The organism is Tsukamurella sp. II2bb, from assembly GCF_057815145.1.
On the sequence record NZ_JBYPZI010000003.1, the window covers coordinates 34,404 to 57,050 of the forward strand.

Consider the following 22,647-nt stretch of genomic DNA (forward strand, 5'->3'; position numbering starts at 1 on the left):
TCCTAGTAGCTCTTGGGCAGGCCGAGCGTGTGCTCGGAGATGAAGTTGAGCACCATCTCCCGGCTCACCGGCGCGATGCGGAACAGCCGTGAAGCGACCAGCATCTGGGCCAGGCCGTACTCGGTGGTCAGGCCGTTGCCGCCGAGCGAGTGGATCGCCCGGTCGACGGCCTTCGCGCCCGCCTCGCCGCCCGCGAACTTCGCCATGTTCGCGGCCTCGGCGGCGGCGAACTCCTGGCCGGCGTCGTAGAGCGTCGCGGCCTTCTGCAGCATCAGCTTCGCGAGCTCGGTCTCCACCTTCAGCTCGGCGAGCGGGTGCGCGATCGCCTGGTGCGCGCCGATCGGAACCTTGAAGACGGTGCGCTGCTTGGCGTAGTCGACGGCGCGGTCGATCGCGTAGCGGGCCGAGCCGACGGAACCGGCGGCGGCCATGATGCGCTCGGGGTTCAGGCCGGCGAAGAGCTGGGCGATGGCGGCGTCGGGCTCACCGACGAGCGCCTCGGCCGGCAGTCGGACGTCGTCGAAGAACAGCGTCCACTGCGACTCGGGGAGGCCGACCTCCATCGGGATCTTCGTCTTCTGCAGCCCGGGGGAGTCGGTGGGCATGAGGAACAGGGCGGGGCGCAGCTTGCCGGTCTTGGCGTCCTCGCTGCGCGAGACCACCAGGATCACGTCGGCCAACTCGACGCCGGAGATGAAGGTCTTCTGGCCCGAGATGATCCAGTCGTCGCCGTCGCCGTCGCGGCGCGCGGTGGTGGTGATCCGGTGGCTGTTGCTACCGGCGTCGGGCTCGGTGATCGCGAAGGCGGCGATCGTCTCCCCGGAGGCGATACCGGGAAGCCAGCGCTGCTTCTGCTCCTCCGTGCCGAACTTGGAGATGATCGTGCCGTTGATCGCGGGGGAGACCACGAGCATCAGCAGCGACGAGCCGGCCGCGGCCAACTCCTCGCCCACGATGCCGAGCTCGTACATGCCGGCACCGCCGCCGCCGTACTGCTCGGCGATGTTCACGCCGATCAGGCCCAGATCGCCCGCCGCCTTCCACAGCTCGGTGGGGCCCTCGCCCGCCGCGATCTTCTCCCGCATGTACTCGGGGCCGAACTTGCGCCCCAGCTCCGAGACCGTCGCGCGGAGCGCCTGGCGCTCCTCGGACTCGATGACGTCCAGTGAGATGCTCATGTATTCCTACTCCGTATCTTCCAGCACGGCGACCACGGCGCCGGCATCGATGTTCTGGCCCACCGTGACCGCGATCTCGGTGATGACGCCGTCGGCGGGGGCGGAGATGGCGTGCTCCATCTTCATCGCCTCCATCCACAGCACGGGCTGTCCGGCGGTGACGGAATCGCCCACCTGGGCACCGATCCGGGTGATCACGCCGGGCATCGGCGCGAGCAGGGAGCCCGCCGCGGCGGCGGCGTCCGCCGACGGCAGCGGGTTCACCAGGGTCAGCGTCGCGGCGCCGCGCGCGGTCTCCACCTCCACCACGGTCTGATCGCCCGGATAGGCGGTCACGGTGACGGTGCGGCGCAGGCCGTCCCGCTCGACCGCGACGCTGGCGCGGTCACCGTCGTCCGAGACGGCGGCGACCTGCCCGCCGTCGGCGCGGAACTCCCGCTCGTCGGCGGTGCGAAACTCGGGCACGAGGGTGCGTGCGCCGATGTTGCGCCACCCCGGCGCGACGTGCGGCAGCGGGCTCGCGGCGGCGCGCCGTCGGTCCAGGACGGCGCCGGCGGCGCTGGCGGCCTGAGCCAGCTCCGCATCGTCCAGCAGCGGAGCGGCGAGGCGCTCGAGCCGTTCCCCGGTGAGGAAATCGGTCGCGAAGTCGCCCGCCTTGAAATCCGCGTCGGCGAGGATCCGGACCAGCAGGTCCCGGTTGGTGGTGAGGCCGTGGATCGTCGCCTTCCGCAACGCGGCCTCGGTGATCGCGAGGGCCTGCGCGCGGGTCGGGGCGTAGCCGATGACCTTCGCCAGCATCGGATCGTAGAAGACCTCGACGACGCTGTCGCGGGGCGCGAGTGCGCTGTCGAGCCGGATGCCGGTGCGGTCCGGGCCGGAGAACTCGCTGACCACGCCGGGCACCTCGAAGCGGTGCACGGTGCCCGCGGCGGGGCGCCAGTCGTTGGCGGGATCCTCGGCGTAGAGGCGCGCCTCGATCGCCCAGCCGCGGGTGGCGGGCGGCTCGGCCGACGGGAGGGGGAGCCCCGCGGCGACGTCGAACTGCAGGCCCACGAGATCGAGGCCGGTGGTGGCCTCGGTGACGGGGTGCTCCACCTGCAGACGCGTGTTCACCTCGAGGAAGAAGAACTCGCCGGCGTCGGTGGCGAGGAATTCGACGGTGCCGGCGCCGGTGTAGCCGATGGCCTTGGCGGCGTTGGCGGCCGCCTCGTAGAGGGCGGTGCGCATCGCCGGGTGGCGCTCGACGAGCGGGGACGGGGCCTCCTCGAGCACCTTCTGGTGGCGGCGCTGGATCGAGCACTCGCGCTCGCCCACGGCCCAGACGGTGCCGTGCGCATCGGCCATGACCTGGACCTCGATGTGCCGGCCGCGCTCGAGGTAGCGCTCGCAGAAGACGGTGCCGTCGCCGAAGGCGGACTTCGCTTCGCGCTCCGCGGCTTCGAGGTTCTCGGTGAGTTCGGCGCGGGTGCGCACCACGCGCATGCCGCGGCCGCCACCACCGGCGGAGGCCTTGACCAGCACGGGGAAGTCGCTGTCGGAGACCTGGTCCGGGGTGAGGTTCGTGAGCATCGGCACGCCGGCCTCGGCGAGACGGGCCTTGGCCGCGACCTTGGAGCCCATCGCGGTGATCGCCTCGGGCGACGGACCGATCCAGACGAGGCCCGCGTTCTGCACTGCGGCCGCGAACTCCGCGTTCTCGGAGAGGAAGCCGTAGCCGGGGTGGATCGCCTGCGCGCCGGTCGCCTGCGCCGCCGCGATGATCTTCTCGCCCTGCAGGTAGGTGTCGGCGGGGGACTCGCCGGGCAGGCGTACGGCCTCGTCGGCCTCGGCGACATGGGGCGCGTTCGCGTCCGGATCGGAGTAGACGGCCACGGCGCGGAGGCCGCGCGCGTGGGCCGCGGCGATGACGCGGCGGGCGATCTCGCCGCGATTGGCGACGAGGACGGAATCGAATGTCGTCATGCTTTCCTCACATCCGGAAGACGCCGAAGGCGTCGGTGCCGTGGACGGGGCCGTTGTGGATGGCCGAGAGGGCCATGCCGAGCACCGTGCGGGTGTCGCGGGGGTCGATGATGCCGTCGTCGTAGAGCATCCCGGACATGAAGGCCGGCAGCGACTCCTTGTCGATCTGCGTCTCGATGGCGGTGCGCATGCCGTCGACGAACGCCGGGTCCATGGCCTGCCCGCGGGAGGCGGCCGACGCCGCCGCGACCTCGGTGACCACGTCGGCGAGCTGCTTGGCGCCCATGACCGCCGAGCGGGCGCTGGGCCACGAGAACAGGAACCGCGGGTTGAAGGCGCGACCCGCCATGCCGTAGTGGCCGGCGCCGTAGGAGGCGCCCGCGATGAGCGAGAGGTGCGGCACCTCCGAGTTGGAGACGGCGTTGATCATCATCGAGCCGTGCTTGATCATGCCGCCGCGCTCGTACTCCGCGCCCACCATGTAGCCGGTGGTGTTGTGGATGAACAGCAGTGGCGTGTCGTAGCGGTTCGCCAGCTGGATGAACTGGGTGGCTTTCTGCGCCTCCTCGGAGAACAGGACGCCGCGGGCGTTGGCGAGGATGCCGATGGGGTAGCCGTGCAGATTCGCCCAGCCGGTGGTGAGCGAGCCGCCGTAGAGCGGCTTGAACTCGTCGTAGTCGGAGTCGTCGACGATGTGGGCGATGATCTCTCGCGGATCGAAAGGGATCTTCAGATCGTCCGGCACGATGTCGAGCAACCCCTCGGCGTCGTAGCGCGGGGGCTTGACCAGGCTCGACGGTGCCGGTCCCTGCTTGCGCCAGTTGAGCCGCTTGACGATCGACCGCGCGATCCGTGCCGCGTCGAGCTCGTCGTTCGCCATGTAGTCGCCGAGACCGGAGGTGCGCGAGTGCATCTCGGCGCCGCCGAGCGTCTCGTCGTCGGAGATCTCGCCGGTCGCGGCCTTCACCAGCGGCGGGCCGGCCAGGAAGACCTTGGAACGCTCCTTGATCATCACGACGTGATCGCTCATGCCGGGGATGTACGCGCCGCCGGCGGTGGAATTGCCGTAGACCACTGAGATGGTGGGGATCCCGGCCTTGGACAGCTGGGTGAGGTTGCGGAACATCGCGCCGCCGGGGACGAAGACCTCCTTCTGCGTGGGCAGGTCGGCGCCGCCGGACTCGACCAGCGAGAGCACCGGAAGCCGGTTCTCCTTGGCGATGTCGTTGAGGCGCAGTGACTTGCGCAGCGTCCACGGATTGGAGGTGCCGCCCTTGACCGTGGGGTCGTTGGCGACGACCATCACCTCGACGCCCTCGACCACGCCGATGCCGCCGACGAGGGAGGCGCCGACCTGGAAGTCGCTGCCCCACGCGGCGAGCGGCATGAGCTCGAGGAAGGGCGAGGCGGGGTCGAGCACGCTGTCGATGCGCTCGCGGGCGGTGAGCTTGCCTCGCTTGCGGTGCCGCTCGACGTACTTCTCGCCGCCCCCGGCGAGGGCCTTGTCGAACTCGGCGGTGAGGTCGGCGAGCTTGCCGAGCATGGTCTCGCGGTACTTACCGGAGTCGGGCGCCGGTGTGCTGCGGAGCACCGTCATGGGAGGAGTCCTTCCGGTCTACTTGTAACCCAGGCGGTTCGCCGCCAGGGTGGTGAGGATCTGGGTGGTACCGCCGCCGATGCCGAGGATGCGGACATCGCGGTAGTGCCGCGAGACCTCGTACTCGGACATGTAGCCGTGGCCGCCGAAGAGCTGCACCGCCTCGTTCGCTACCCATTCGCCGCACTCGACTGCCGTGTTCTTCGCGAAGCAGGCCTGGGGCACGTACTCGGCCGCCGCGGCGGGCTCGCCGGACTCCAGCGCTGCGGAGTACAGATCGGCGACGTGCCGGCTGTAGACACGGGCCACCTCGATCCTGCGGCGCATCTCGGTGACCGTGTTCTGCACGGCCTGTCGCTTGATCAGCGGCTGCCCGAAGGTCTCGCGGTTGCGCACCCAGTCGAGCGTGAGATCGAGGCAGCGCTGGGCGTGCGAGTACGCCTGCACGGCCAGCCCGAGCCGCTCGGTGACGAAGGCGGCGCCGATCAGCAGGAAGCCGCTGCCCTCGGCGCCGATGAGGTTCTCGGCGGGGACGCGGACGTCGGTGAAGGACAGCTCGGCGGTGTCGGAGGCGTGCCAGCCCATCTTCTTCAGCGGGGCGCTCACCTCGAAACCGTCGAGGCCCTTGGGGATCACCAGCAGGCTGATGCCGCTCGCGCCTTCGCCGCCGGTGCGCACGGCCGTGACCACCCAGTCGGCGCGGATGCCCGAGGTGATGAAGGTCTTGGCGCCGTTGACGATGTAGTGGTCGCCGTCCTTGCGCGCCGTCGTGGTGAGGTGGCTGAGATCGGAGCCGCCGCCGGGCTCGGTGAGGCCGAGCGAACTGATCTTCTCGCCCGCGAGGACGGGCGCCACCCACTTCGCCTTCTGCTCCTCGGTGCCCGCGAGGATGATGTGCGGCACGGATATCCCGCAGGTGAACAGCGATGCGAACAGGCCGCCGGAGCCGCCCGCCTCGTGCATCGCCTCGCAGACGATGAGCGCGTCGCGCGGGTCGCCCCCGCCGCCGCCCACCGATTCCGGGAAGGAGACGCCGAGGAGGCCGAGGTCGCCGGCCTTCTTGTGCAGCTCGCGGGGCAGCAGGCCGCCGGCCTCCCACTCATCGAGGTGCGGCAGGATCTCGCGTTCGGTGAACGCGGTCACCGTCTTCCGCAGCGCGAGTCGTTCCTCGGACTCCCACAGGCCGGTCATGCGATCTCCTTCGTGGTGTGGTCGGCGGGCAGCAGGCGGGCGGGCAGGTCGACGTAGCGGCCGCGGAGCCACTCGCCGACCCCCTTGGCCTGAGGGTCGAACCGATAGCCGTGTGCGACGCCCTTGCCGAGCAGGTCCTCGATGACGAAGTTGAGGGCCTTGAGGTTGGGCAGCTCGTAACGACGGACGGGAAGCTCCGCCGCCTCCGGAAGGAGCTCGCGCAGAGTCTCTTCGGTCAGGTTACTGCGGAGCCACTCGTACGCCTCGTCGGACTCCGCCCAGACGCCGACGTTCGCGCTGCCGCCCTTGTCGCCGCTCCGCGCGCCGAAGACGGTGCCGAGCGGGACGCGGACCGTCGGGCCGACGGGACGCGGGGCGTCGTCGCCCGGCTGGGACGGATCGGGGGTGAGCTCCTGCACGACCTCGGGCGGCGCGATGTCGACGACGGTGCCGTCGGGTCGGTGGGCGCGGTGCGGGACATCGCCGTTGGGGACGTACACCGCCTGGTATACGCCGTAGGGACCGCCGCTCGACGGCGGGGCCATCGGGGAGGCACCGGGATAGGTGGCGAGGGCGAGTTCGACCGCCGCGGAACTGAACGCGCGGCCCACCCGGTTCGGGTCGGGGTCCCAGGCCACGGCCGTCAGCGTGGCCGAGGCCGCCGCCTCGGTCGAGGCGTCCGCGTGGTCGGTGCGCGCCAGGCGGAACTGCAGGTCCGACGGTGCGCCGCCGCTCCGGTCGAGGGCATCGCGGAGCTGCGCCTCCAGCAGCGCGGCCTTGCGCTCGACGTCGATGCCGGTGAGCAGGAAGGCGATCTCGTTGCGGAAGCCGCCGAGCGTGGTGGTCGCGACCTTGGTCGTGGTCGACGGTGCCTCGCCGCGGACGCGGCTCACGGTGACCCGGTCCGGGCCGTCCTGGGCGAGGATCATGGAATCGAGCCGCAGCGTGACGTCGGGGTTCGCGTACCGCTGGCCGGTGACCTCGTAGAGCAGCTGCGCGGTGACGGTGCCGACCTCGACGACGCCGCCCGTGCCGGGCTGCTTGGTGATGGCGAAGGAACCGTCGGCGGCGATCTCGGCGATGGGGAAGCCGGGGTGCAGGAGCTGCTCGATCGGGTGGCGGTCGAAGAAGGCGTAGTTGCCGCCGGTGGCCTGGGTGCCGCACTCGATGATGTGGCCTGCAGCGACGGCGCCCGCGAGGGCGTCGAAGTCCGTGCGCTGCCAGCCGAATTCGGCGATGGCGGGCCCGAGGATCACGGAGGCGTCGGTGACCCGGCCGGTGATCACGATGTCGGCGCCGGCGGTCAGGCAGTCGGCGATGCCGAAGGCGCCGAGATAAGCGTTGGCGGTCACCGCGTTCGGCACGCCGAGCTCGGCGGACCGGGCGATCAGGTCGTCACCGTCGACCCACCCGACCCGCAGGTCCGTGCCGGACTCGGCGATCGCCTTCTCCACGGCGGCGGCCAGTCCGCCGGGGTTGAGCCCGCCGGCGTTGACGACGACCTTGGTGCCGCGCTCGGCGAGCGTCGTCAGATGGGGAGTGAGGTGGCGCAGGAAAGTCTTGGCGTAGCCCAGATCCGCGTCCTTGAGCCGGTCGCGGCCGAGGATGAGCATGGTGAGTTCGGCGAGGTAGTCGCCGGTGATGTAGTCGACGCGGGGTCCGGCGAGCATCTCGCCGAGGGCCGCCGCGCGATCGCCGTAGAAGCCGGAGATGTTGGCGATGCGAATGGTGCGGGTCATTGACGTCCCTTCTGCGGGGCGCGGCCGGTGCCGGGCGCGCCGGCGAAACACTGTGCGATGGTCAGCCAGTGGGCGGCGTCCGCACCCGTGGCGACGAGATCGGTGTCCGCGACGTTGACGCGCTGCGTCGCGAGGCGGCAGAAGTCGTCGAGCGAGCCGGTCACGCGCTGCGCGGCGCCCCCCGGTCCGAAGGCGATCTCCGTGCCGTCGGCCGCGACGAGGACCACGTCGAAGGGCTCGCCCGGCGGCGTCTCGCCGTTCACCGTGTAGGCGAAGTCGCGGGTCTTGTAGGCGATCTTGGCGACGTGAGGGAGGGCCTCGGGGGTCGTCAGTTCGACGCCTGCGGCATCGGCGATGTCGAGCCCGTGCGCCCAGGTCTCCATGAGCCGGGCGTTCGCCATGGTGGCCGGGCGCATCGGCGGGCCGAACCAGGGGAGCTGGGTGCCCGGGTCGGCCGCGCGGAGGGCCGCCGCGAGTGCCGCGCGGGCACCGTCCCACCGGGTGCGCAGGTTCGGGTCCGCTGCCAGCTCGGCGGCACCGGCGTCGACGAAGCCCATCGGGTCCTTCATCGCGTCCTGCAGGATCGCGGCGAAGCCGTCGGAATCGGTGGCGGCCACGAGGGAGACCTCGTCGGTCCAGGCGAGGTGGGCGACCTGGTGGGCGACGGTCCAGCCCTCGGCGGGCGTGGGGATCGACCAGTCGGGGAGGGAATCGGCGATCGCGGCGACGGCGGCCGAGGTGGACTCGAGCGCGTCGAACACGGGGACTGAGGTGGGCACGCCCACACTCTGTCAGCCGGAGACGGAAAAAACAAGCAGCAATGCTTGTTTGTCGGGATGTGGGTCGCCCGCCCGCTCGGGTGCAGACGACCCTGAGCCCGTCAGAACGTGAACGTGAGCTCGGATACCTGTCGAGCGACCGCCCTGGCGGCATCCGATTCCACGGACCTCAGCCAATGGAGGGCCGGGTCGTGCGGATCGAGTTCGCGATTCGCGGCGCACACTGCATTGGTCCCGACGCGGCCGGGGGAGGTGAGTAGTGCGAGCGCGAACCTGTTCACGAATCGTGTCGTGGACCGAATCGACTCGTAGCAGAGTGTGGCCGGGTCGCAGACGACGTGTGACGTCTCGTGCGCCGGCGAGAAGGCGCGGATCACTGATTCCTGTCGTCTGATGCTGAAACGAGATGCAAAATCAGTGGGAAAGTCGTGATCGCTATGTGAAGCGGCTGCTACGGCAAGGCCCCAAGAGGAGCCCGCCCACTCGGGCGCCCCGAACGCGCGATTGGCTGCGAACGAATCCGCGGAATGGATCGAAACGACTTCCGGTGCCGCGCCGTGAATAGTGTTTCTCAACGTGGCGATGTACGCGATGTCGGCGCGTGCCGCAGTGAGAGCTTCGACTTCCTTCGCACCGAAGAAGTCGCGGACATTGTGGTTGTACCAGGGTCGATCGTGCGGCTTATTCATTCCGCTGGCGTTCTCGATGTTCGCGTGGACATGGAGCGCGGCAAGCGCGTCGAGAGTCCCGGTGAGGTTGATCAGGACGCCATCGATCGCGGACTCGGCTCGTGCGGTGTCGCCCGACCTATCGAGTACGGCTTGCATCGGGGAGATCCTGTCGGGTGGTGAGGACAGGGCGGCCAGCACTGCATCGAATCCCGCCAATGCCCTCCCTAGTCGGATCTGCAGTGTGGCCGCGAGTCGCACGAGCGTCGGGTCGCCGGATGCGGCGGACATCGATTGACAGACTCCGAGGAGTCGAGCCTGTTGGGGCAGAACCACCGGCGCGTAGTACATGGGGTAGAAGTGGTGGAGCGGGACGGTCTTATCCGCCCGACTCGTACTCGGAAAACACACGGTGTTCGTGCGCATTCGACCGTAGTGGGCGAGGATGGGGAGAAGCTCGCTCGGGCGGACGAACGCGCAGTACGGATCGAGGGTCGCCGCGCCGTCGTCGCCCGCCGCGCGGACCACGACCGATGCGCCGAGTTGTGCGGCGAGCAGCAGTGGCCCCAGGGCTGCGAGTTCGCGCTTGGACGGTGTGGTCGGTTGGACAAGCCGCCTGGCGGCTTCGCCGGGAACTCGGATCGCCGAATCTGTCGAGTGCGCCGAGATCGGGACGGTCCGCCACGTGGTCCTGCGGCCCGAACCGTCGATGTGATAGCGGCGGATCCGGGCGTTGACGAGCTCGGCGAGCTCCATGACGTGATCGGTTTGTGATTGCGTGAGAGTCCCGTCCTCGATCAGGAGAATCGGACTGCGATTGCATGCGGGACCGAAGAGGTTCTCGCCGGCGAGCGGGGACGATCGGAGATAGGTACGGAAGACGGTTTCATCCATCCGGTTGACAGGTCTTGACGGCCCGGTCGATGACGGCGGCGGAGGAGCGGTCGACGGACAGGCCGTACTCGCGGGCGACGAAGGCGAACTGGCGGGCGTACTGGCAGTGGAAGCGCTCGTTGGCGGGCATCCAGCGGCCCGGGGGCGAGTCGCGCTTGTTCTCGTTCGCCGGCCCGTCGACCGCGACCAGATTGCGCGGATCGTTGGCGAAGGCGGTGCGCTTCGCGTCGTCCCAGGACCACGCGCCCATGTCCCAGGCGTAGGCCAGCGCGATCACGTGATCGATCTGCACCCTGGCCGAGGTCTTCGCGCCGCGCTCGAATCGGATGGTCGCGCCGCCGTACGGATCGACGAGGGTGCCCGTCGCCACTGCGTTCGGGCAGCCGGAGGTGCGGACGTAGGACTTGTCCTTGAGGTCGCGGTCGAGCACGTCGTTGCGGGTGTCGCAGCCGTTGTGCCCGAGCGGCGCCGACTGGTCGTCGGTCCACGCCTGGCCGAACGCCGCCCGCCGGTAGGTCTGCGGAGCGCGTTCGCGGGCCGCCACGACCCGGACGCCGGCGAGCGGCGCACCGTCGGACACCGTCCCGGACGGGGCGGCGGGACCGGGGGAGGGCTCCGCGAAGGACCGGTCGCGAAGGACACCGACGGCCACGAAGACCGTGGTCGCGACGACCAGGACCAGCGAGACCCACGCCTGCCTGGACAGGCTGCGGGCGGTTCTCCGGCGGGACACGGGCGCAACGTAACACCGCGCACTGACAATCCGGCGCGGCACGTATTCTCGGACCATGAGCACGCCCACCGTCTCCGCCGCCACCGACGCCGACCTGCAGGCCGCAACCACCGCGGTCGAGGAGGCGGCCCGCGCCGCCCGCGCCGCGTCGAAGCACCTGATCACGCTCACCACGGAGCAGAAGAACGCCGCGCTGCACGCCGCCGCCGACGCGCTGCTGGCGAACAAGGACCACATCCTCGCGGCGAACGCGGAGGACGTCGAGCGTGCCCGCGCGGCCGGCACCGAGGAGTCGCTCATCGACCGGCTCGCCCTCACCGCGGCCCGCGTCGACGGCATCGCCTCCGGCCTGCGCCAGGTTGCCGGCCTGCCGGACCCCGTCGGCACCGTCCTACGTGGCTCCACCCTGCCCAACGGCCTCGAGCTGCGGCAGGTGGCCGTGCCGCTCGGGGTGGTCGGCATCGTCTACGAGGCGCGGCCGAACGTCACCGTCGACGCCTTCGGGCTCACCCTCAAGTCCGGCAACGCGGTGCTGCTGCGCGGCTCCAGCTCGGCGGCATCGTCGAACGCCGCCCTGGTCGAGATCCTGCGCGAGTCGCTGGCATCGTCGGGCATCACCCCGGACGCCGTCGCGCTGCTCTCGGCCGACTCCCGCGCCAGCGTCACCGCGCTGATCCGCGCCCGCGGCCTCGTCGACGTGGTCATCCCGCGTGGCGGCGCCGGGTTGATCGCGGCCGTGGTGCGCGACGCGACCGTCCCCACCATCGAGACCGGCACGGGCAACTGCCACGTCTACGTGCACGCCGCGGCGGACCTCGACATGGCGGAGCGGATCGTGATCAACGCCAAGACCCGCCGGCCGAGCGTGTGCAACACCGCGGAGACCGTGCTCGTGGACCGCGCGCTGGCCGATACCTTCCTCCCGCGGCTGCTGGGCACCTTCCAGGCCGAGGGCGTGGTCGTGCACGGCGACGAGGCCGGGATGGTTCCCGCCACGGAGACCGACTGGGCCGACGAGTACCTCAGCCTCGACGTCGCGGTGAAGATCGTGAACGGGATGGACGAGGCGATCGCGCACATCGACCACTACGGCACCGGACACACCGAGGCCATCGTGACCGGTGATCTCGCCGCGGCCCGGGAGTTCACCACGCGGGTGGACGCCGCCGCCGTCATGGTCAACGCGTCCACGGCCTTCACCGACGGTGAGCAGTTCGGCTTCGGCGCCGAGATCGGCATCTCCACCCAGAAGCTGCACGCCCGGGGCCCGATGGGCCTGCCGGAGCTCACCTCCACCAAGTGGATCGCCTGGGGCGATGGGCACGTGCGGCCCCGGTAGCGGACGGCGCGGTGAGCGGCGCCACGGTCGGGGGTAGGTTGTCGCCATGGCAATCAACGAGTCCCTCGAATTCGACATCGACGCCCCGGTCGCGCTGGTCCTCGACACCCTCGCCGATGTCGATGCGCTGCCGGACTGGTCCTCGGCACACAGCAACGTCAAGATCGTCGAGCGCGACGCGAACGGCCGGCCCAGCGTGGTCGAGGCCTCCGTCGGCCTGATGATGTTCACCGACAACCTGATCTTCGACTACGTCTTCACCGACGTCACCTGCAAGTGGGACACCCGCAACGAGGGCACCGCCGTGCGCAGCCAGGGCGGCATCTACGAGCTCTCGCCGAAGGGTGACGACCAGACGCACGTCAAGGTCACCATGTACCTCGATCCGAAGGTCAAGGCGCCCGGCTTCGTGGTGAAGAAGGGCATCAAGGTCGCCATGGACATCATCAAGAACGGCCTGACCAAAGAGGTCATGAAGCGGAAGGCAGCACGCTGAGTACGCTCGCCGCCACCCCGGCGCCCACGGCCCTGTTCAGCAGCGTCGACGATGTCGCCGCCGCGCTCCGCGAGACGGGGTACATCCCGTCCGTGGCCACGGCCACCGCCGTCTTCCTCGCCGACCGGCTCGGCAAGCCCCTCCTCGTCGAGGGCCCGGCGGGCGTCGGCAAGACCGAGCTGGCGCGGGCCTGTTCCCAGGCCCGCGCGGCGCGGTTCGTGCGCCTGCAGTGCTACGAGGGCATCGACGAGGCCCGTGCGCTGTACGAGTGGAACCACGCCAAGCAGATACTGCGGATCCAGTCCGCCGGGTCCGCGGGCGCGAGCGGCGACTGGGACGAGACCAAGGAGGACGTCTTCTCCGAGGAGTTCCTCCTGCCGCGCCCGCTCCTGCAGGCAGTGCGGGAGAGCGGACCGTCGGTCCTGCTGATCGACGAGGCGGACAAGGCCGACCTCGAGTTCGAGGGCCTGCTGCTGGAGGTGCTCTCCGACTACGCGGTGACGGTGCCCGAACTGGGGACCATCACCGCGGAGCGCAAGCCGCTGGTCTTCCTCACCTCCAACGCCACCCGCGAGCTGTCGGAGGCGCTCAAACGTCGCTGCCTCTACCTGCACATCGACTTCCCGGACACCGAGCTGGAACTGTCGATCATCCGCAGCCGCGTCCCCGACCTGCCGACCGAGGTCGCCCAGCAGTTGCTGCGCGTGATCTCCACGCTGCGCGGGCTCGACCTGAAGAAGAAGCCCTCCGTCTCGGAGACGCTGGACTGGTGCCGCACGCTGCTCGCGCTCGGCGTCACCGGCAGCGCGAGCGGGTCCATCGACAAGGACGCGCTGCGCTCCACCCTGGGCGTGGTGCTCAAGCACCAGGTCGACATCGAGACCGCCGCCGCGGCGTTGGGCCTGTAGCGATGACGACCGCCGGGACCCCGCTCGATCAGCATCTGCACGCCTTCGTGCGGACGTTGCGCGAGCGGGGCATGGCCATCGGCCCGGGAGAGGCGATCACCGCCGCCGAGGTGCTGACGGTGCTCGACCTCACCGACCGCGGTCAGCTGCGCGAGGGGCTCGCGGCCGTTCTTCTGCGCGAGCAGATGCACCGCAAGACCTTCGACGTGATCTTCGACCTGTACTTCCCCGTCCGGGGCGGTTTCGGGGCCGACGGTGCCGCCGGAGGCTCGGGCCAGGGCGGGCCGGGCGGATGCCAGGGCGTGCCGGGAGAGGCGCCCGACCAGGTCGACCCGCTGAAGATGCCCGCCGCCGACACCCCGCCTGACCCGGAGGCGGTGCGTGAGGCGCTGCGGGCCGAGGCCGTCGCCGCCCTGGTGGCGGGCGGCGACCACGACGGCATCGCCAGCCAGATCGTCGAGCAGCTGGGGCAGTACCAATCGGCCACCGGCGGCGCGTACTCCTCCTACCAGGCGCTCAAGGCGCTCAACCCGCAGACGCTCATCGCCGCCATCGCGAACGGCCTGCTCGCGGCCGCGGGCGAGGACGGTGCCGCGCCCGGCAGCTTCGAGTACGAGTCGGCCCGCCGCGTGGCCCGCGCCCGCGTCGCCGGGCTCACCGAACGGGTGCAGGAGCTGACCTCCGTCGCCATGGCCGCCCGACGGGGCCCCGAGGCCGTCGCGCAGTACGCCGCGCCGCAGCTGCCCGAGAACGTCGCCTTCTTCGCCGCTACCCGCACCGAGCTGCATCGTATGGAACAGACCGTGCGGCCGCTGGCCCGCCAGCTGTCGACGCGGCTGCTGGTGCGTCGTCGCCGCGCCCGCCGCGGCCCGATCGATCTGCGGCGCACGCTCCGCAAGTCGATGTCGACCGGCGGCGTGCCGATCGATCTGGCGCACCGTCGACCCCGGGCGACGAAGCCCGAGCTCGTGCTGCTGTGCGACCTGTCCGGCTCGGTCGCGGGCTTCTCGAACTTCACGCTGCTGCTCACGCACGCCCTGCGCGCCGAGTTCTCCAAGATCCGGGTGTTCGGCTTCGTCGACTCGGTGGACGAGATCACCGACTACATCGACCCGTCGCGCACGCTCACCGTCGACACCGTGGTCGACATGTTCGACCGGGTGATCCGGGAGACCAACGTCGCGCGGTTCGGCGGCTCCGACTACGGCAACGTGCTACGCACGTTCGTCCGCGACTTCCCCGACGCCGTGACGCACCGGGGCACCTTGCTGATCCTCGGCGACGCGCGCTCGAACCACACCGACCCCGCGCTCGCGGAACTCGACGAACTCGTCGAGACGGCGCGGCACGCCTTCTGGCTCAACCCCGAGCGGAAGGCTTCGTGGGGGACGGGCGACTCGGTCGCGGACAAGTACGGGCGGCTGATCGACATGTACGAGTGCCGCACCGCGGGGCAGCTCGCCGAGGTCATCGGGCGTCTGCTGCCCGTGTGAGATGCGTGGCCGCCGCCGGTCTCGATGCGGGGGACCGCGGCGCCCGCGCATAGGATGGACCGCTATGCGTGAGTCGAGCACCGCCGGACGCCGTCGCGTCGGCGTCATGGGCGGGACCTTCGACCCGATCCACCACGGCCACCTCGTGGCCGCCAGCGAGGTGGCGGACCGGTTCGACCTCGACGAGGTGATCTTCGTTCCCACCGGGCGCCCGTGGCAGAAGAGCGAGGTCACCCCCGCCGAGGACCGCTACCTGATGACGGTGATCGCGACCGCGTCGAACCCGCGCTTCTCCGTCAGCCGCGTCGACATCGACCGCGGCGGCGACACCTACACCGTGGACACGCTCCGCGATCTGCACCGGCAGAACCCCGACATCGACCTGTACTTCATCACCGGCGCCGACGCGCTCGCGTCGATCCTGACCTGGCAGGACTGGGAGGAGCTGTTCTCCCTCGCGACCTTCGTCGGCGTCTCCCGGCCTGGCTACCACTTGGCCGCGGATCATCTGTCGAACGTGCCGAAGGATAGATTGTTCCTCGTGGAGGTGCCCGCGCTGGCCATCTCGTCGACCGAATGTCGCGCGCGCGCCGACGCCGGACGGCCCGTCTGGTACCTCGTGCCCGACGGCGTGGTGCAGTACATCGCCAAGCGCGCTCTGTACCAGAGCCCGCCCGGCACCGGACAACACGTGAACCCAGGAGGATCATGACCGCATCCGAACAGGCCCGTACCCTCGCCGCCGTCGCGGCCCGCGCGGCCGACGACAAGCTCGCGACCGACGTCGTCGTCCTCGACGTCTCGGAGCAGCTCGTGCTGACCGAGGCCTTCGTCATCGCCTCGGCGAGCAACGAGCGGCAGGTGAACGCCATCGTCGAGGAGGTCGAGGACCAGCTCCGCGAGGCGGGCGTCAAGCCCACGCGCCGCGAGGGCGCCCGGGAGGGCCGCTGGGCCCTGCTGGACTACCTCGACATCGTGGTGCACGTCTTCCACGAGGAGGAGCGCGAGTACTACGCCCTCGAGAAGCTGTGGAAGGACTGCCCGCGCATCGAGGTCGAGGGCCTGGGCGAGCACGCGAGCACGGAGGGCTCGGAGGGCGCCGACGGGGCCCGCGAGGGCGCCTGATGCACGTGGAGGACGGTCTGGACTCGTCGGTCGAGCGCCTGACCCCGACGGTGCGCCGGTTGGTGCTGCTCCGGCACGGCCAGACCGCGTCGAACGCCGAGGGGCGTATGCAGGGCCAACTCGACACCGACCTCACCGACCTGGGCCGGCGGCAGGCAGCTGCCGCCGCCGAGGCGCTCGGCGACCGCGACCCCCTGGTCATCGTCAGCTCGGACCTGCGTCGTGCCCGGGACACCGCGGACGCGCTCGCCGCGGTCACCGGCGGCACCGTCGAGACCGATGTCCGGCTGCGGGAGACCATGCTGGGCGACTGGCAGGGGATGACCCACGGCGAGGTCGACGAGTACATGCCCGGCGCGCGGCTGCGGTGGCGCGACGCGCCCGAGTGGGCGCCGCCCGGCGGCGAGGCAAGGGTGGACGTGGCGGCCCGCTCGTATCCGCTCGTCGAGGAGCTGATCGAGCGGCTGCCGGCGTGGGGCTCGACCGAGCGGCCGGTGGTGCTGGTGGCGCACGGCGGTCTCGTCGCCGCGCTCACCGCCCGGCTGCTGGACCTGCCCGTCGACCACTGGCCGATCCTCGGCGGCCTCGGCAACTGCAGCTGGGTGCAGCTCTCCGGTCACGGCGACGTGCCACGCTGGCGGCTCGACGTGTGGAACGCCTCGTCGGACGTCGACACCTTCCGGCCCGCTCCCGAGGTCCAGTGAGCGATCGGTCGGCCGGCGCCCTTCTGGTGCTCAGCGACTCCCTGGGCTTCTACGGCCCCGAGGGCGCCCTACCGGCGTCCGATCCGCGGATCTGGCCCAACCTGGTCGCGGCCGAGCTGGGCCTGCGCTGCGAGCTCTTCGCCCGTGTCGGCTGGACCACCCGCGACGGCTGGTGGTGCGTGACGCAGGACCCGCGGGTCTGGGCCGTCGTCCCGGACGTCGAGGCCGCGGTGCTCGCGCTCGGCGGCATGGACTCGCTGCCCTCGCCGGTGCCGACCGCGATCCGCGAGCAGATCCGCTACCTGCGGCCCGCGTCGCTCCGCGCCCGGGCCCGGGACGGCTACGCCGTGGTCCAGAAGGTCTTCTCGCCGCTCGGCTGGCCGATGGCCCTGCCGCCGAAGGTCACCGTCGACTACCTGAGCCGGACGTACGACTCGATCCACTCCCTGCGCCCCGAGGCGCCCGTCGCGGTCCTCGCGCCGCCCACGCACCGGGCGCTCGCGTACTCCTTCGCGCACCCCGGGTGGGCCCGGACGGAGGCCGCCATGCGGGCCTGGTCCGACGGGGCCGGGGTCCCGATGGTTCCCCTGCGTGACCTGTGCGAGTGGTCCTTCGACCTGGGGATCAATAACATCGACGGGATCCATTGGTCGTTCGAGATGCACGAGCGGGTGGCGCAGCGCGTGCTGTGCGCCCTGCGCGGCGCGGAAGGGGGTGCGCGATGACGGTCGTCGTGGTGACCGATGCGTCGGCCGCGATCGCTCCGGACCGGGTCGCCGAACTGGGGATCCGGATGCTGCCGCTGCACGTCCTGTCCGGCGAGGGCGAGTACGTCGACCGCGGGACGGGCTACCAGCCCGAGCGGTTCGTCAAGGAGGGCGTGACCACCTCCGGCCCGTCCGTCGGCGAGGTGCGCGAGGTGCTGGGCGCCGCGGTCGCCGAGGCCGACGGTGACGGGGTCGTCGTGATCACGATGAGCTCGCACCTGAGCTCCACGTACTCCACCGCGGTCGCGCAGGCCGCGCTGATGGACGCCGGCATCAGGGTCATCGATTCGCGCAGCATCGACATGGCGATGGGCTTCGGCGTGCTGGAGGCCGCGCGGCTGGCTCGCGCGGGGGCGTCCGCCGACGAGGTCGCCGAGGCGGCGCGCCAGGTCCTTGACGGTGCCGAGGGCTTCTTCTGCGTCGCGACCCTCGATCACCTGCGGGCCGGCGGGCGGGTGAGCGCTCTTGCCGCGCTGCTCGGCGGTGCGCTGCAGATCGTGCCGGTGCTGCGGCTGCAGGACGGCCGGATCGTCTCGGAGCGCAAGACCCGTACCGTCTCGCGGGCGCGGGACCAGCTCGCGGCGCTGGCGTCCGAGCACCTCGGTAACCGGCCCGCGCGCGTCGCCGTGCACCACGTCGGTGCCCCCGAGGCCGCTGAGCACGTGGCCGAGCTCGCGAAGAAGGAGTTTCCGCAGCTCACGGAGCTGGTGATCGGGCCCTTCGGCGGGACCATCGCCGCGCACCTCGGTGCGGGCGCGGTGGGCGTCGCGGTCGCTCCGGCGCTGGTCACGGACGCGGACGAGGCCTAGCACACAGCGCCGACGAGAAGCTCGTCGCCGACCCCTCCATCCACAGGTTCGGGGTTATCCACAGGCGGGTCCGTTTCGGGCGTTCCGGGACGGGTTCCGACGGTGCCCCCGTCCTACGGTGCCTTCCATGAGCGGCGAACGAGAGGCGACGACCGGCAGCGGCGTCGCAGACGAGCAGATCTTCGCGCGGCCGGCATGGCTGGAGGACTTCGCGGCCGAGCAACCGGACCGGGCTGTACGGCCTCACCGGGTTGTGCGGCCCGGCGGGGCCGGGCGGCGCGGCGGCGGTGAGGATCGCAGTGGGGACGGACCGTGGATCGGCGAGGACGACAAGGGAATGGGGCCGTCGCGGCGCGTCCGGATGGAGGACGACGACTTCTGGGACGACCCGGAGCCGACGGGGTGGAGGGCGACCGTGGACCGGGTCCGTACCACCCCGCGCGCCGCGGTCGCGCTGATCGTGGTCGGGCTGATCGCGGCCGTGATCGCCGCGGTGGTGGTTCTCGGACCGTCGCGCGCGGGCGGGGCCGGGGAGTACCCGGTGGTGCATTTCGCGGGGGCGTCGGCGTCGGTGGCGTCGACGGGGAGTGGGCCGTCGGCGGCGAGCGGGGTGCCGGGGAGTGGGTCTGCTGCGAACGGCGCGCCCAGTGCCGTGGCGCCGAGTGCCGTCGCGCCGCCGAGCGCGGCACCGTCGGAGCTGGTGGTGGCGGTCGTCGGGCTCGTGCGGACGCCGGGGCTGCACCGGCTCCGGCCCGGCGCTCGGGTCGCCGACGCGTTGGCCGCCGCCCGCGGCGCACTCGGCGGTGCGGATACCGCGAGCTTGAACCTCGCGCAGCCGCTGCGGGACGGGGATCAGGTGGTGGTCGGGGCGGTGGATCCGAAAGCGGGTGTCACGCTGCGGAGTTCGGTGAAGTCGACGTCCGGCGGGGCGGCAGCGGGCGGTGCGACGCCGGCGGGGGTTCCCGGGAACGGTGCTTCCGGTGCGGCCGGAGCCGGGGGCCCGGTGAACATCAACACGGCGGGCGCCTCCGAACTGGACCGGTTACCCGGCGTCGGCGCGGCGACGGCCGCAGCGATCATCGCGTACCGCGACCGGAACGGTCCCTTCCGGTCGGTGGACGATCTCGCGAAGGTGAGCGGGATCGGCGAGGCCAAGCTCGCGAAGATCAAGCCGATGGCCACGGTGTGAGATGGGTGAGCGGCTCGACCTGAGACTCCTGCCGGCGGCGATGGTGTGCTGGGCCGCCGCCGCGGTCGCACTGGTCTCCGCCCGGGCGGCCTGGTGGGTGACGGGTGCTCTCGCGGCGGTGGCGGTATCGGCCACGATCCTCCGCCGGCGGCACGCTGCCCCGGCCGTGCAGGCGGTGTGCCTCGCGGTGGTCGCGGCGACGGGTCTGGGGGCGGGCGTCGCGGCGTCGGTCGCCGTGCGGGTGCACGACCGGGAGCGCGCCGCCATCGCCGCCTTCGACGGCGCGGGCGCGGTGGAGGTGCTGGTGGAGGTCGACGAGTGGCCGCGGCAGCGGTCCGGTGATCCGGGCGGGCACCTCGATGCCTCGCAGGTGCTGGTGGTGGCCACGGCATTGGCGGTCCGCGCGGATCAGGTCGTCCGGGTGCACGGCGGGGTGCTGTTGCTCGGTGCGACGCACGACTTCGGCGGCCTGGTTCCGGGCGAGCGGGTGGTGGTCCGGTCGAGGGTGCTGCGGGGCATCCGCCCGGGTCTGGTGGCGGCGGTCCTGATCGGCTCGGGGGAGCCGCGGGTGGTCGGTCGCGCGCCGCCGTACTTCCGGGCCGCCGCCGCGGTCCGGCGTGCGCTGGCCGCCGTCGCCGCGGAGTCGCTGCCCGTCGACGCGGCCGGACTCCTGCCGGCGCTGGTACTGGGTGACGAGTCGTCGACCCTGCCGACGGTGCGCGGCGACTTCCAGGACTCCGGGCTCACCCACCTGACGGCGGTAAGCGGCGCTAACTTCGCGATCATCGCGCTGTGCGTGCTGGGACTGTGTGCCGCGGCGGGGCTGCCGCTGACGGTGCGTGCCGCCGTGACGACGGTGGCGATCATCGCCTTCGTCGGTCTGGTGGGGCCGACCGGCTCGGTGGTCCGCGCGGCGGTGATGGGGCTGGTCGGGGTGGCGGCGCTCGCGCTGCGCCGCGGGCGGCAGCCGCTGGTCGCGCTGTTCGCCGCCGTCGTGCTGCTCATGCTGATCCGGCCAGCCCTGGCGCGCGACATCGGCTTCGCGCTGTCCGTGGTGGCGACGGCCGGACTGGTGCTCTGGTCGCCGGTGCTGCGCGACCGCTTGGTGACGGCCCGGGTCCCGGACACGCTGGCGAGCCTGATCGCCGTGACCGCGGTGGCGCAGGTGGTGACGCTGCCGCTGGTCGTGGCTTTCTCGGGCCGCGTGCCGGTCGGCGGGATCGTCGCGAATCTTCTTGCAGGGCCGGTGATCCCGGTGATCACCGTGGTCGGCACCCTCGCCGCGGTCGCCGCGCCCGTGGCGGCGCCCCTGGCCGGCCTCGCGGTGCGGGCGACCGGGCCGGAGCTGTGGTGGGTGATCACGGTCGCGCGGTGGTGTGCAGGGCTCGGCGTCGTCGACGCGCCCGGCGGCGTGGGCACGGGTATCGCGCTCGTCGTGGCGTGCGTCGTTGTCGGTGGGGTCTGGAAGTATGGGAGGCGTGGTGGACAGCGCGCGCGTACACGTGGTCGTCGGGACCGAGGGGCTCCTGGTGGAGCGGGCGGTCGGGTCGATCGTCGAGGCGGCGCGCGCGGCCGCGGGCGACGGCGGTATGGGGTTGCCGGGCGGCGCGGGTGACGCGGTGCCGGTCACCCGGATCCGCGCGGGTGACGTCGATCAGTCCGAACTCGTCGAGTTGCTGAGCCCGTCGCTGTTCGCCGAGGAGCGCATCGTCGTCCTCGAGTCGGCGGCCGAGGCAGGCAAGGCGCCCGTCGATCTCATCGTGGATGCGGCGAAGAACCCGCCGGACGGCATCACACTGGTGATCGAGCACAGCGGTGGTGGCCGCGCGAAATCGATGGTCGCGGCGCTGAAGAAGGCGGGGGCCGACATCGTCGAGGTGCCCACCATCACCTCTGCGCGGGACCGGGCGGACTTCGCCAAGTCGGAGTTCCGGGCGCAGAAGGTCCGCGTCTCGGACGAACTGGTGGATCTGCTGGTGGACTCGGTCGGCAAGGATCTGCGCGAGCTCGCGGCGGCCATCGCCCAACTCGTCGCCGACACGGGCGGCCGGGTCGATCTCGCCGCCGTGCACCGGTACTACGCGGGCCGCGCCGAGGTCACCGGCTTCGAGATCGCGGACAAGGCGGTCGCCGGGCAGGTGGCGGCGGCGCTCGAGGCCCTGCGCTGGGCGCAGCACCGCGGCACGCCGCACGTGCTCATCGCCGACGCCCTGGCCGACGCCGTGCACTCCGTCGCGCGCATTCGCGGGCTCGGGCGTACTCCCGATCAGTACCGGGACGCGGGCGAACTGGGCATGGCGCCGTGGAAGGTCAAGAAGATGACGCAGGTCGCGCGGCGCTGGCGGGCGGAGAACGTCGCCGGCGCGCTGCAAGCCGTGGCTGCGGCGAACGCCGACGTCAAGGGCCAAGCGGCCGATCCGGACTACGCGCTGGAGATCGCCGTCCGCAAGGTCGCGAACCTCGCCGGCTGAGCGTCGGTCGCCGGCGACGGTGTGGGCGCGCACCGTCGAACCGGGTACGGGTACGCGAAAACCGCGCCGTACCAGGTTCGGCCCGCGTGGTGCCGACGGTGGTGCGGCGCGGTGATACGCGCGTCTAGCGGAAGATCAGAGCTTGTTCAGTGCCCGCGACAGAGCCGACTTCTTGTTGGCGGCCTGGTTGGCGTGGATGACGCCCTTGCTGGCGGCCTTGTCGAGCTGGCGGCTGGTGCTGACGAGCAGCTCGCCGGCCTTGCCCTTGTCCCCGGCCTCGACGGCCTCGCGGAAGTGGCGGATGGCGGTACGCAGCGACGACTTCGCCGACTGGTTGCGCAGACGGTTGCGCTCGTTGGTCTTGATCCGCTTGATCTGGGACTTGATGTTGGCCACGCGTTCAAACTCTCTTGTCTCGAAAGGGGCAGCCGGTACTGACTGCCGACGGACCAGGTTACCAGCGGCCGGGGCACAACCCAAATCGCGGCGCGGCCACGGGAACAACGCTCGACGGACAGCTTGCCACCACGTGAACGAGTCCGCTGCCGAATCCGCGCCAGTGCGGCACGATGTGCGGGTGACCCCGCAGAAACAGGCCAAGCCCG

At 71.4% G+C, this 22,647-nt stretch carries 21 protein-coding genes; 12 read left to right on the forward strand and 9 right to left on the reverse strand.

The window, feature by feature from the left end:
- Positions 1-2: 2 nt before the first annotated feature.
- The 8 genes from AC21LY_RS08640 to AC21LY_RS08675 all read right to left on the reverse strand — a co-directional run bounded on the left by AC21LY_RS08640 (position 3) and on the right by AC21LY_RS08675 (position 10,741).
- Positions 3-1,178 carry an acyl-CoA dehydrogenase family protein gene (locus AC21LY_RS08640; RefSeq protein ID WP_489046019.1) on the reverse strand — a complete coding sequence of 392 codons (1,176 nt, stop codon included), beginning with the start codon at positions 1,176-1,178 and terminating at the stop codon, positions 3-5.
- A 6-nt stretch (positions 1,179-1,184) separates the two neighbouring features.
- Positions 1,185-3,140, reverse strand: coding sequence for an acetyl/propionyl/methylcrotonyl-CoA carboxylase subunit alpha (locus tag AC21LY_RS08645; RefSeq protein ID WP_489046020.1), 1,956 nt, complete (start codon positions 3,138-3,140; stop codon positions 1,185-1,187).
- Positions 3,141-3,147: 7 nt separating this feature from the next.
- Positions 3,148-4,737 carry an acyl-CoA carboxylase subunit beta gene (locus tag AC21LY_RS08650; RefSeq protein ID WP_489046021.1) on the reverse strand — a complete coding sequence of 530 codons (1,590 nt, stop codon included), beginning with the start codon at positions 4,735-4,737 and terminating at the stop codon, positions 3,148-3,150.
- 18 nt (positions 4,738-4,755) lie between these two features.
- Positions 4,756-5,928, reverse strand: a complete 1,173-nt coding sequence (locus AC21LY_RS08655; RefSeq protein WP_489046022.1) for an acyl-CoA dehydrogenase family protein — start codon at positions 5,926-5,928, stop codon at positions 4,756-4,758.
- Positions 5,925-7,667 (reverse strand): acyclic terpene utilization AtuA family protein, encoded by a 1,743-nt coding sequence (locus AC21LY_RS08660; protein WP_489046023.1) that lies wholly within the window; start codon positions 7,665-7,667, stop codon positions 5,925-5,927. The genes AC21LY_RS08655 and AC21LY_RS08660 overlap by 4 nt, the downstream gene beginning before the upstream one ends.
- On the reverse strand, positions 7,664-8,446 hold the full coding sequence (locus AC21LY_RS08665) for a TIGR03084 family metal-binding protein (RefSeq protein WP_489046024.1): 783 nt from the start codon (positions 8,444-8,446) through the stop codon (positions 7,664-7,666). Before AC21LY_RS08665 ends, AC21LY_RS08660 begins: the two co-directional genes overlap by 4 nt.
- A 101-nt stretch (positions 8,447-8,547) precedes the next feature.
- Positions 8,548-10,008, reverse strand: coding sequence for a hypothetical protein (locus AC21LY_RS08670; protein ID WP_489046025.1), 1,461 nt, complete (start codon positions 10,006-10,008; stop codon positions 8,548-8,550).
- Positions 10,001-10,741: an HNH endonuclease family protein gene (locus tag AC21LY_RS08675; protein WP_489046026.1), complete on the reverse strand. Its 741-nt coding sequence runs from the start codon at positions 10,739-10,741 to the stop codon at positions 10,001-10,003. Before AC21LY_RS08675 ends, AC21LY_RS08670 begins: the two co-directional genes overlap by 8 nt.
- Before the next feature lie 55 nt (positions 10,742-10,796).
- On the opposite strand from AC21LY_RS08675, the gene AC21LY_RS08680 reads away from it, so the two are divergent.
- From AC21LY_RS08680 to holA, 12 genes are all read left to right on the forward strand, one after another.
- The gene (locus AC21LY_RS08680; protein WP_489046027.1) at positions 10,797-12,080 is read left to right on the forward strand and encodes a glutamate-5-semialdehyde dehydrogenase; all 1,284 of its coding nucleotides are present in this window, start codon (positions 10,797-10,799) and stop codon (positions 12,078-12,080) included.
- A gap of 46 nt (positions 12,081-12,126) precedes the next feature.
- A complete protein-coding gene (locus AC21LY_RS08685) occupies positions 12,127-12,576 on the forward strand; it encodes an SRPBCC family protein (RefSeq protein WP_489046028.1) in 450 nt (149 codons plus the stop codon).
- The gene (locus tag AC21LY_RS08690) at positions 12,573-13,484 is read left to right on the forward strand and encodes an AAA family ATPase (RefSeq protein WP_489046440.1); all 912 of its coding nucleotides are present in this window, start codon (positions 12,573-12,575) and stop codon (positions 13,482-13,484) included. Before AC21LY_RS08685 ends, AC21LY_RS08690 begins: the two co-directional genes overlap by 4 nt.
- A 2-nt stretch (positions 13,485-13,486) precedes the next feature.
- Entirely contained in the window at positions 13,487-14,977 is a 1,491-nt protein-coding gene (locus AC21LY_RS08695; protein ID WP_489046029.1) for a vWA domain-containing protein, read from the forward strand.
- A gap of 64 nt (positions 14,978-15,041) precedes the next feature.
- Positions 15,042-15,689 (forward strand): nicotinate-nucleotide adenylyltransferase, encoded by a 648-nt coding sequence (gene nadD / locus AC21LY_RS08700; RefSeq protein WP_489046030.1) that lies wholly within the window; start codon positions 15,042-15,044, stop codon positions 15,687-15,689.
- The gene (gene rsfS, locus AC21LY_RS08705; protein ID WP_489046031.1) at positions 15,686-16,102 is read left to right on the forward strand and encodes a ribosome silencing factor; all 417 of its coding nucleotides are present in this window, start codon (positions 15,686-15,688) and stop codon (positions 16,100-16,102) included. The genes nadD and rsfS overlap by 4 nt, the downstream gene beginning before the upstream one ends.
- Positions 16,102-16,806, forward strand: coding sequence for a histidine phosphatase family protein (locus tag AC21LY_RS08710; protein WP_489046032.1), 705 nt, complete (start codon positions 16,102-16,104; stop codon positions 16,804-16,806). The genes rsfS and AC21LY_RS08710 overlap by 1 nt, the downstream gene beginning before the upstream one ends.
- Positions 16,803-17,531, forward strand: a complete 729-nt coding sequence (gene octT / locus AC21LY_RS08715) for a diglucosylglycerate octanoyltransferase (protein WP_489046033.1) — start codon at positions 16,803-16,805, stop codon at positions 17,529-17,531. Before AC21LY_RS08710 ends, octT begins: the two co-directional genes overlap by 4 nt.
- Positions 17,528-18,382: a DegV family protein gene (locus AC21LY_RS08720; RefSeq protein WP_489046035.1), complete on the forward strand. Its 855-nt coding sequence runs from the start codon at positions 17,528-17,530 to the stop codon at positions 18,380-18,382. Before octT ends, AC21LY_RS08720 begins: the two co-directional genes overlap by 4 nt.
- 127 nt (positions 18,383-18,509) lie before the next feature.
- The gene (locus AC21LY_RS08725) at positions 18,510-19,571 is read left to right on the forward strand and encodes a ComEA family DNA-binding protein (protein WP_489046036.1); all 1,062 of its coding nucleotides are present in this window, start codon (positions 18,510-18,512) and stop codon (positions 19,569-19,571) included.
- A gap of 1 nt (position 19,572) precedes the next feature.
- The gene (locus AC21LY_RS08730) at positions 19,573-21,186 is read left to right on the forward strand and encodes a ComEC/Rec2 family competence protein (protein WP_489046037.1); all 1,614 of its coding nucleotides are present in this window, start codon (positions 19,573-19,575) and stop codon (positions 21,184-21,186) included.
- Positions 21,101-22,042 carry a DNA polymerase III subunit delta gene (gene holA, locus AC21LY_RS08735; RefSeq protein WP_489046038.1) on the forward strand — a complete coding sequence of 314 codons (942 nt, stop codon included), beginning with the start codon at positions 21,101-21,103 and terminating at the stop codon, positions 22,040-22,042. Before AC21LY_RS08730 ends, holA begins: the two co-directional genes overlap by 86 nt.
- Positions 22,043-22,177: 135 nt before the next feature.
- Here the strand turns inward: holA and rpsT are convergent, their stop codons facing one another.
- On the reverse strand, positions 22,178-22,438 hold the full coding sequence (gene rpsT, locus AC21LY_RS08740) for a 30S ribosomal protein S20 (protein WP_489046039.1): 261 nt from the start codon (positions 22,436-22,438) through the stop codon (positions 22,178-22,180).
- Positions 22,439-22,647: the final 209 nt, after the last annotated feature.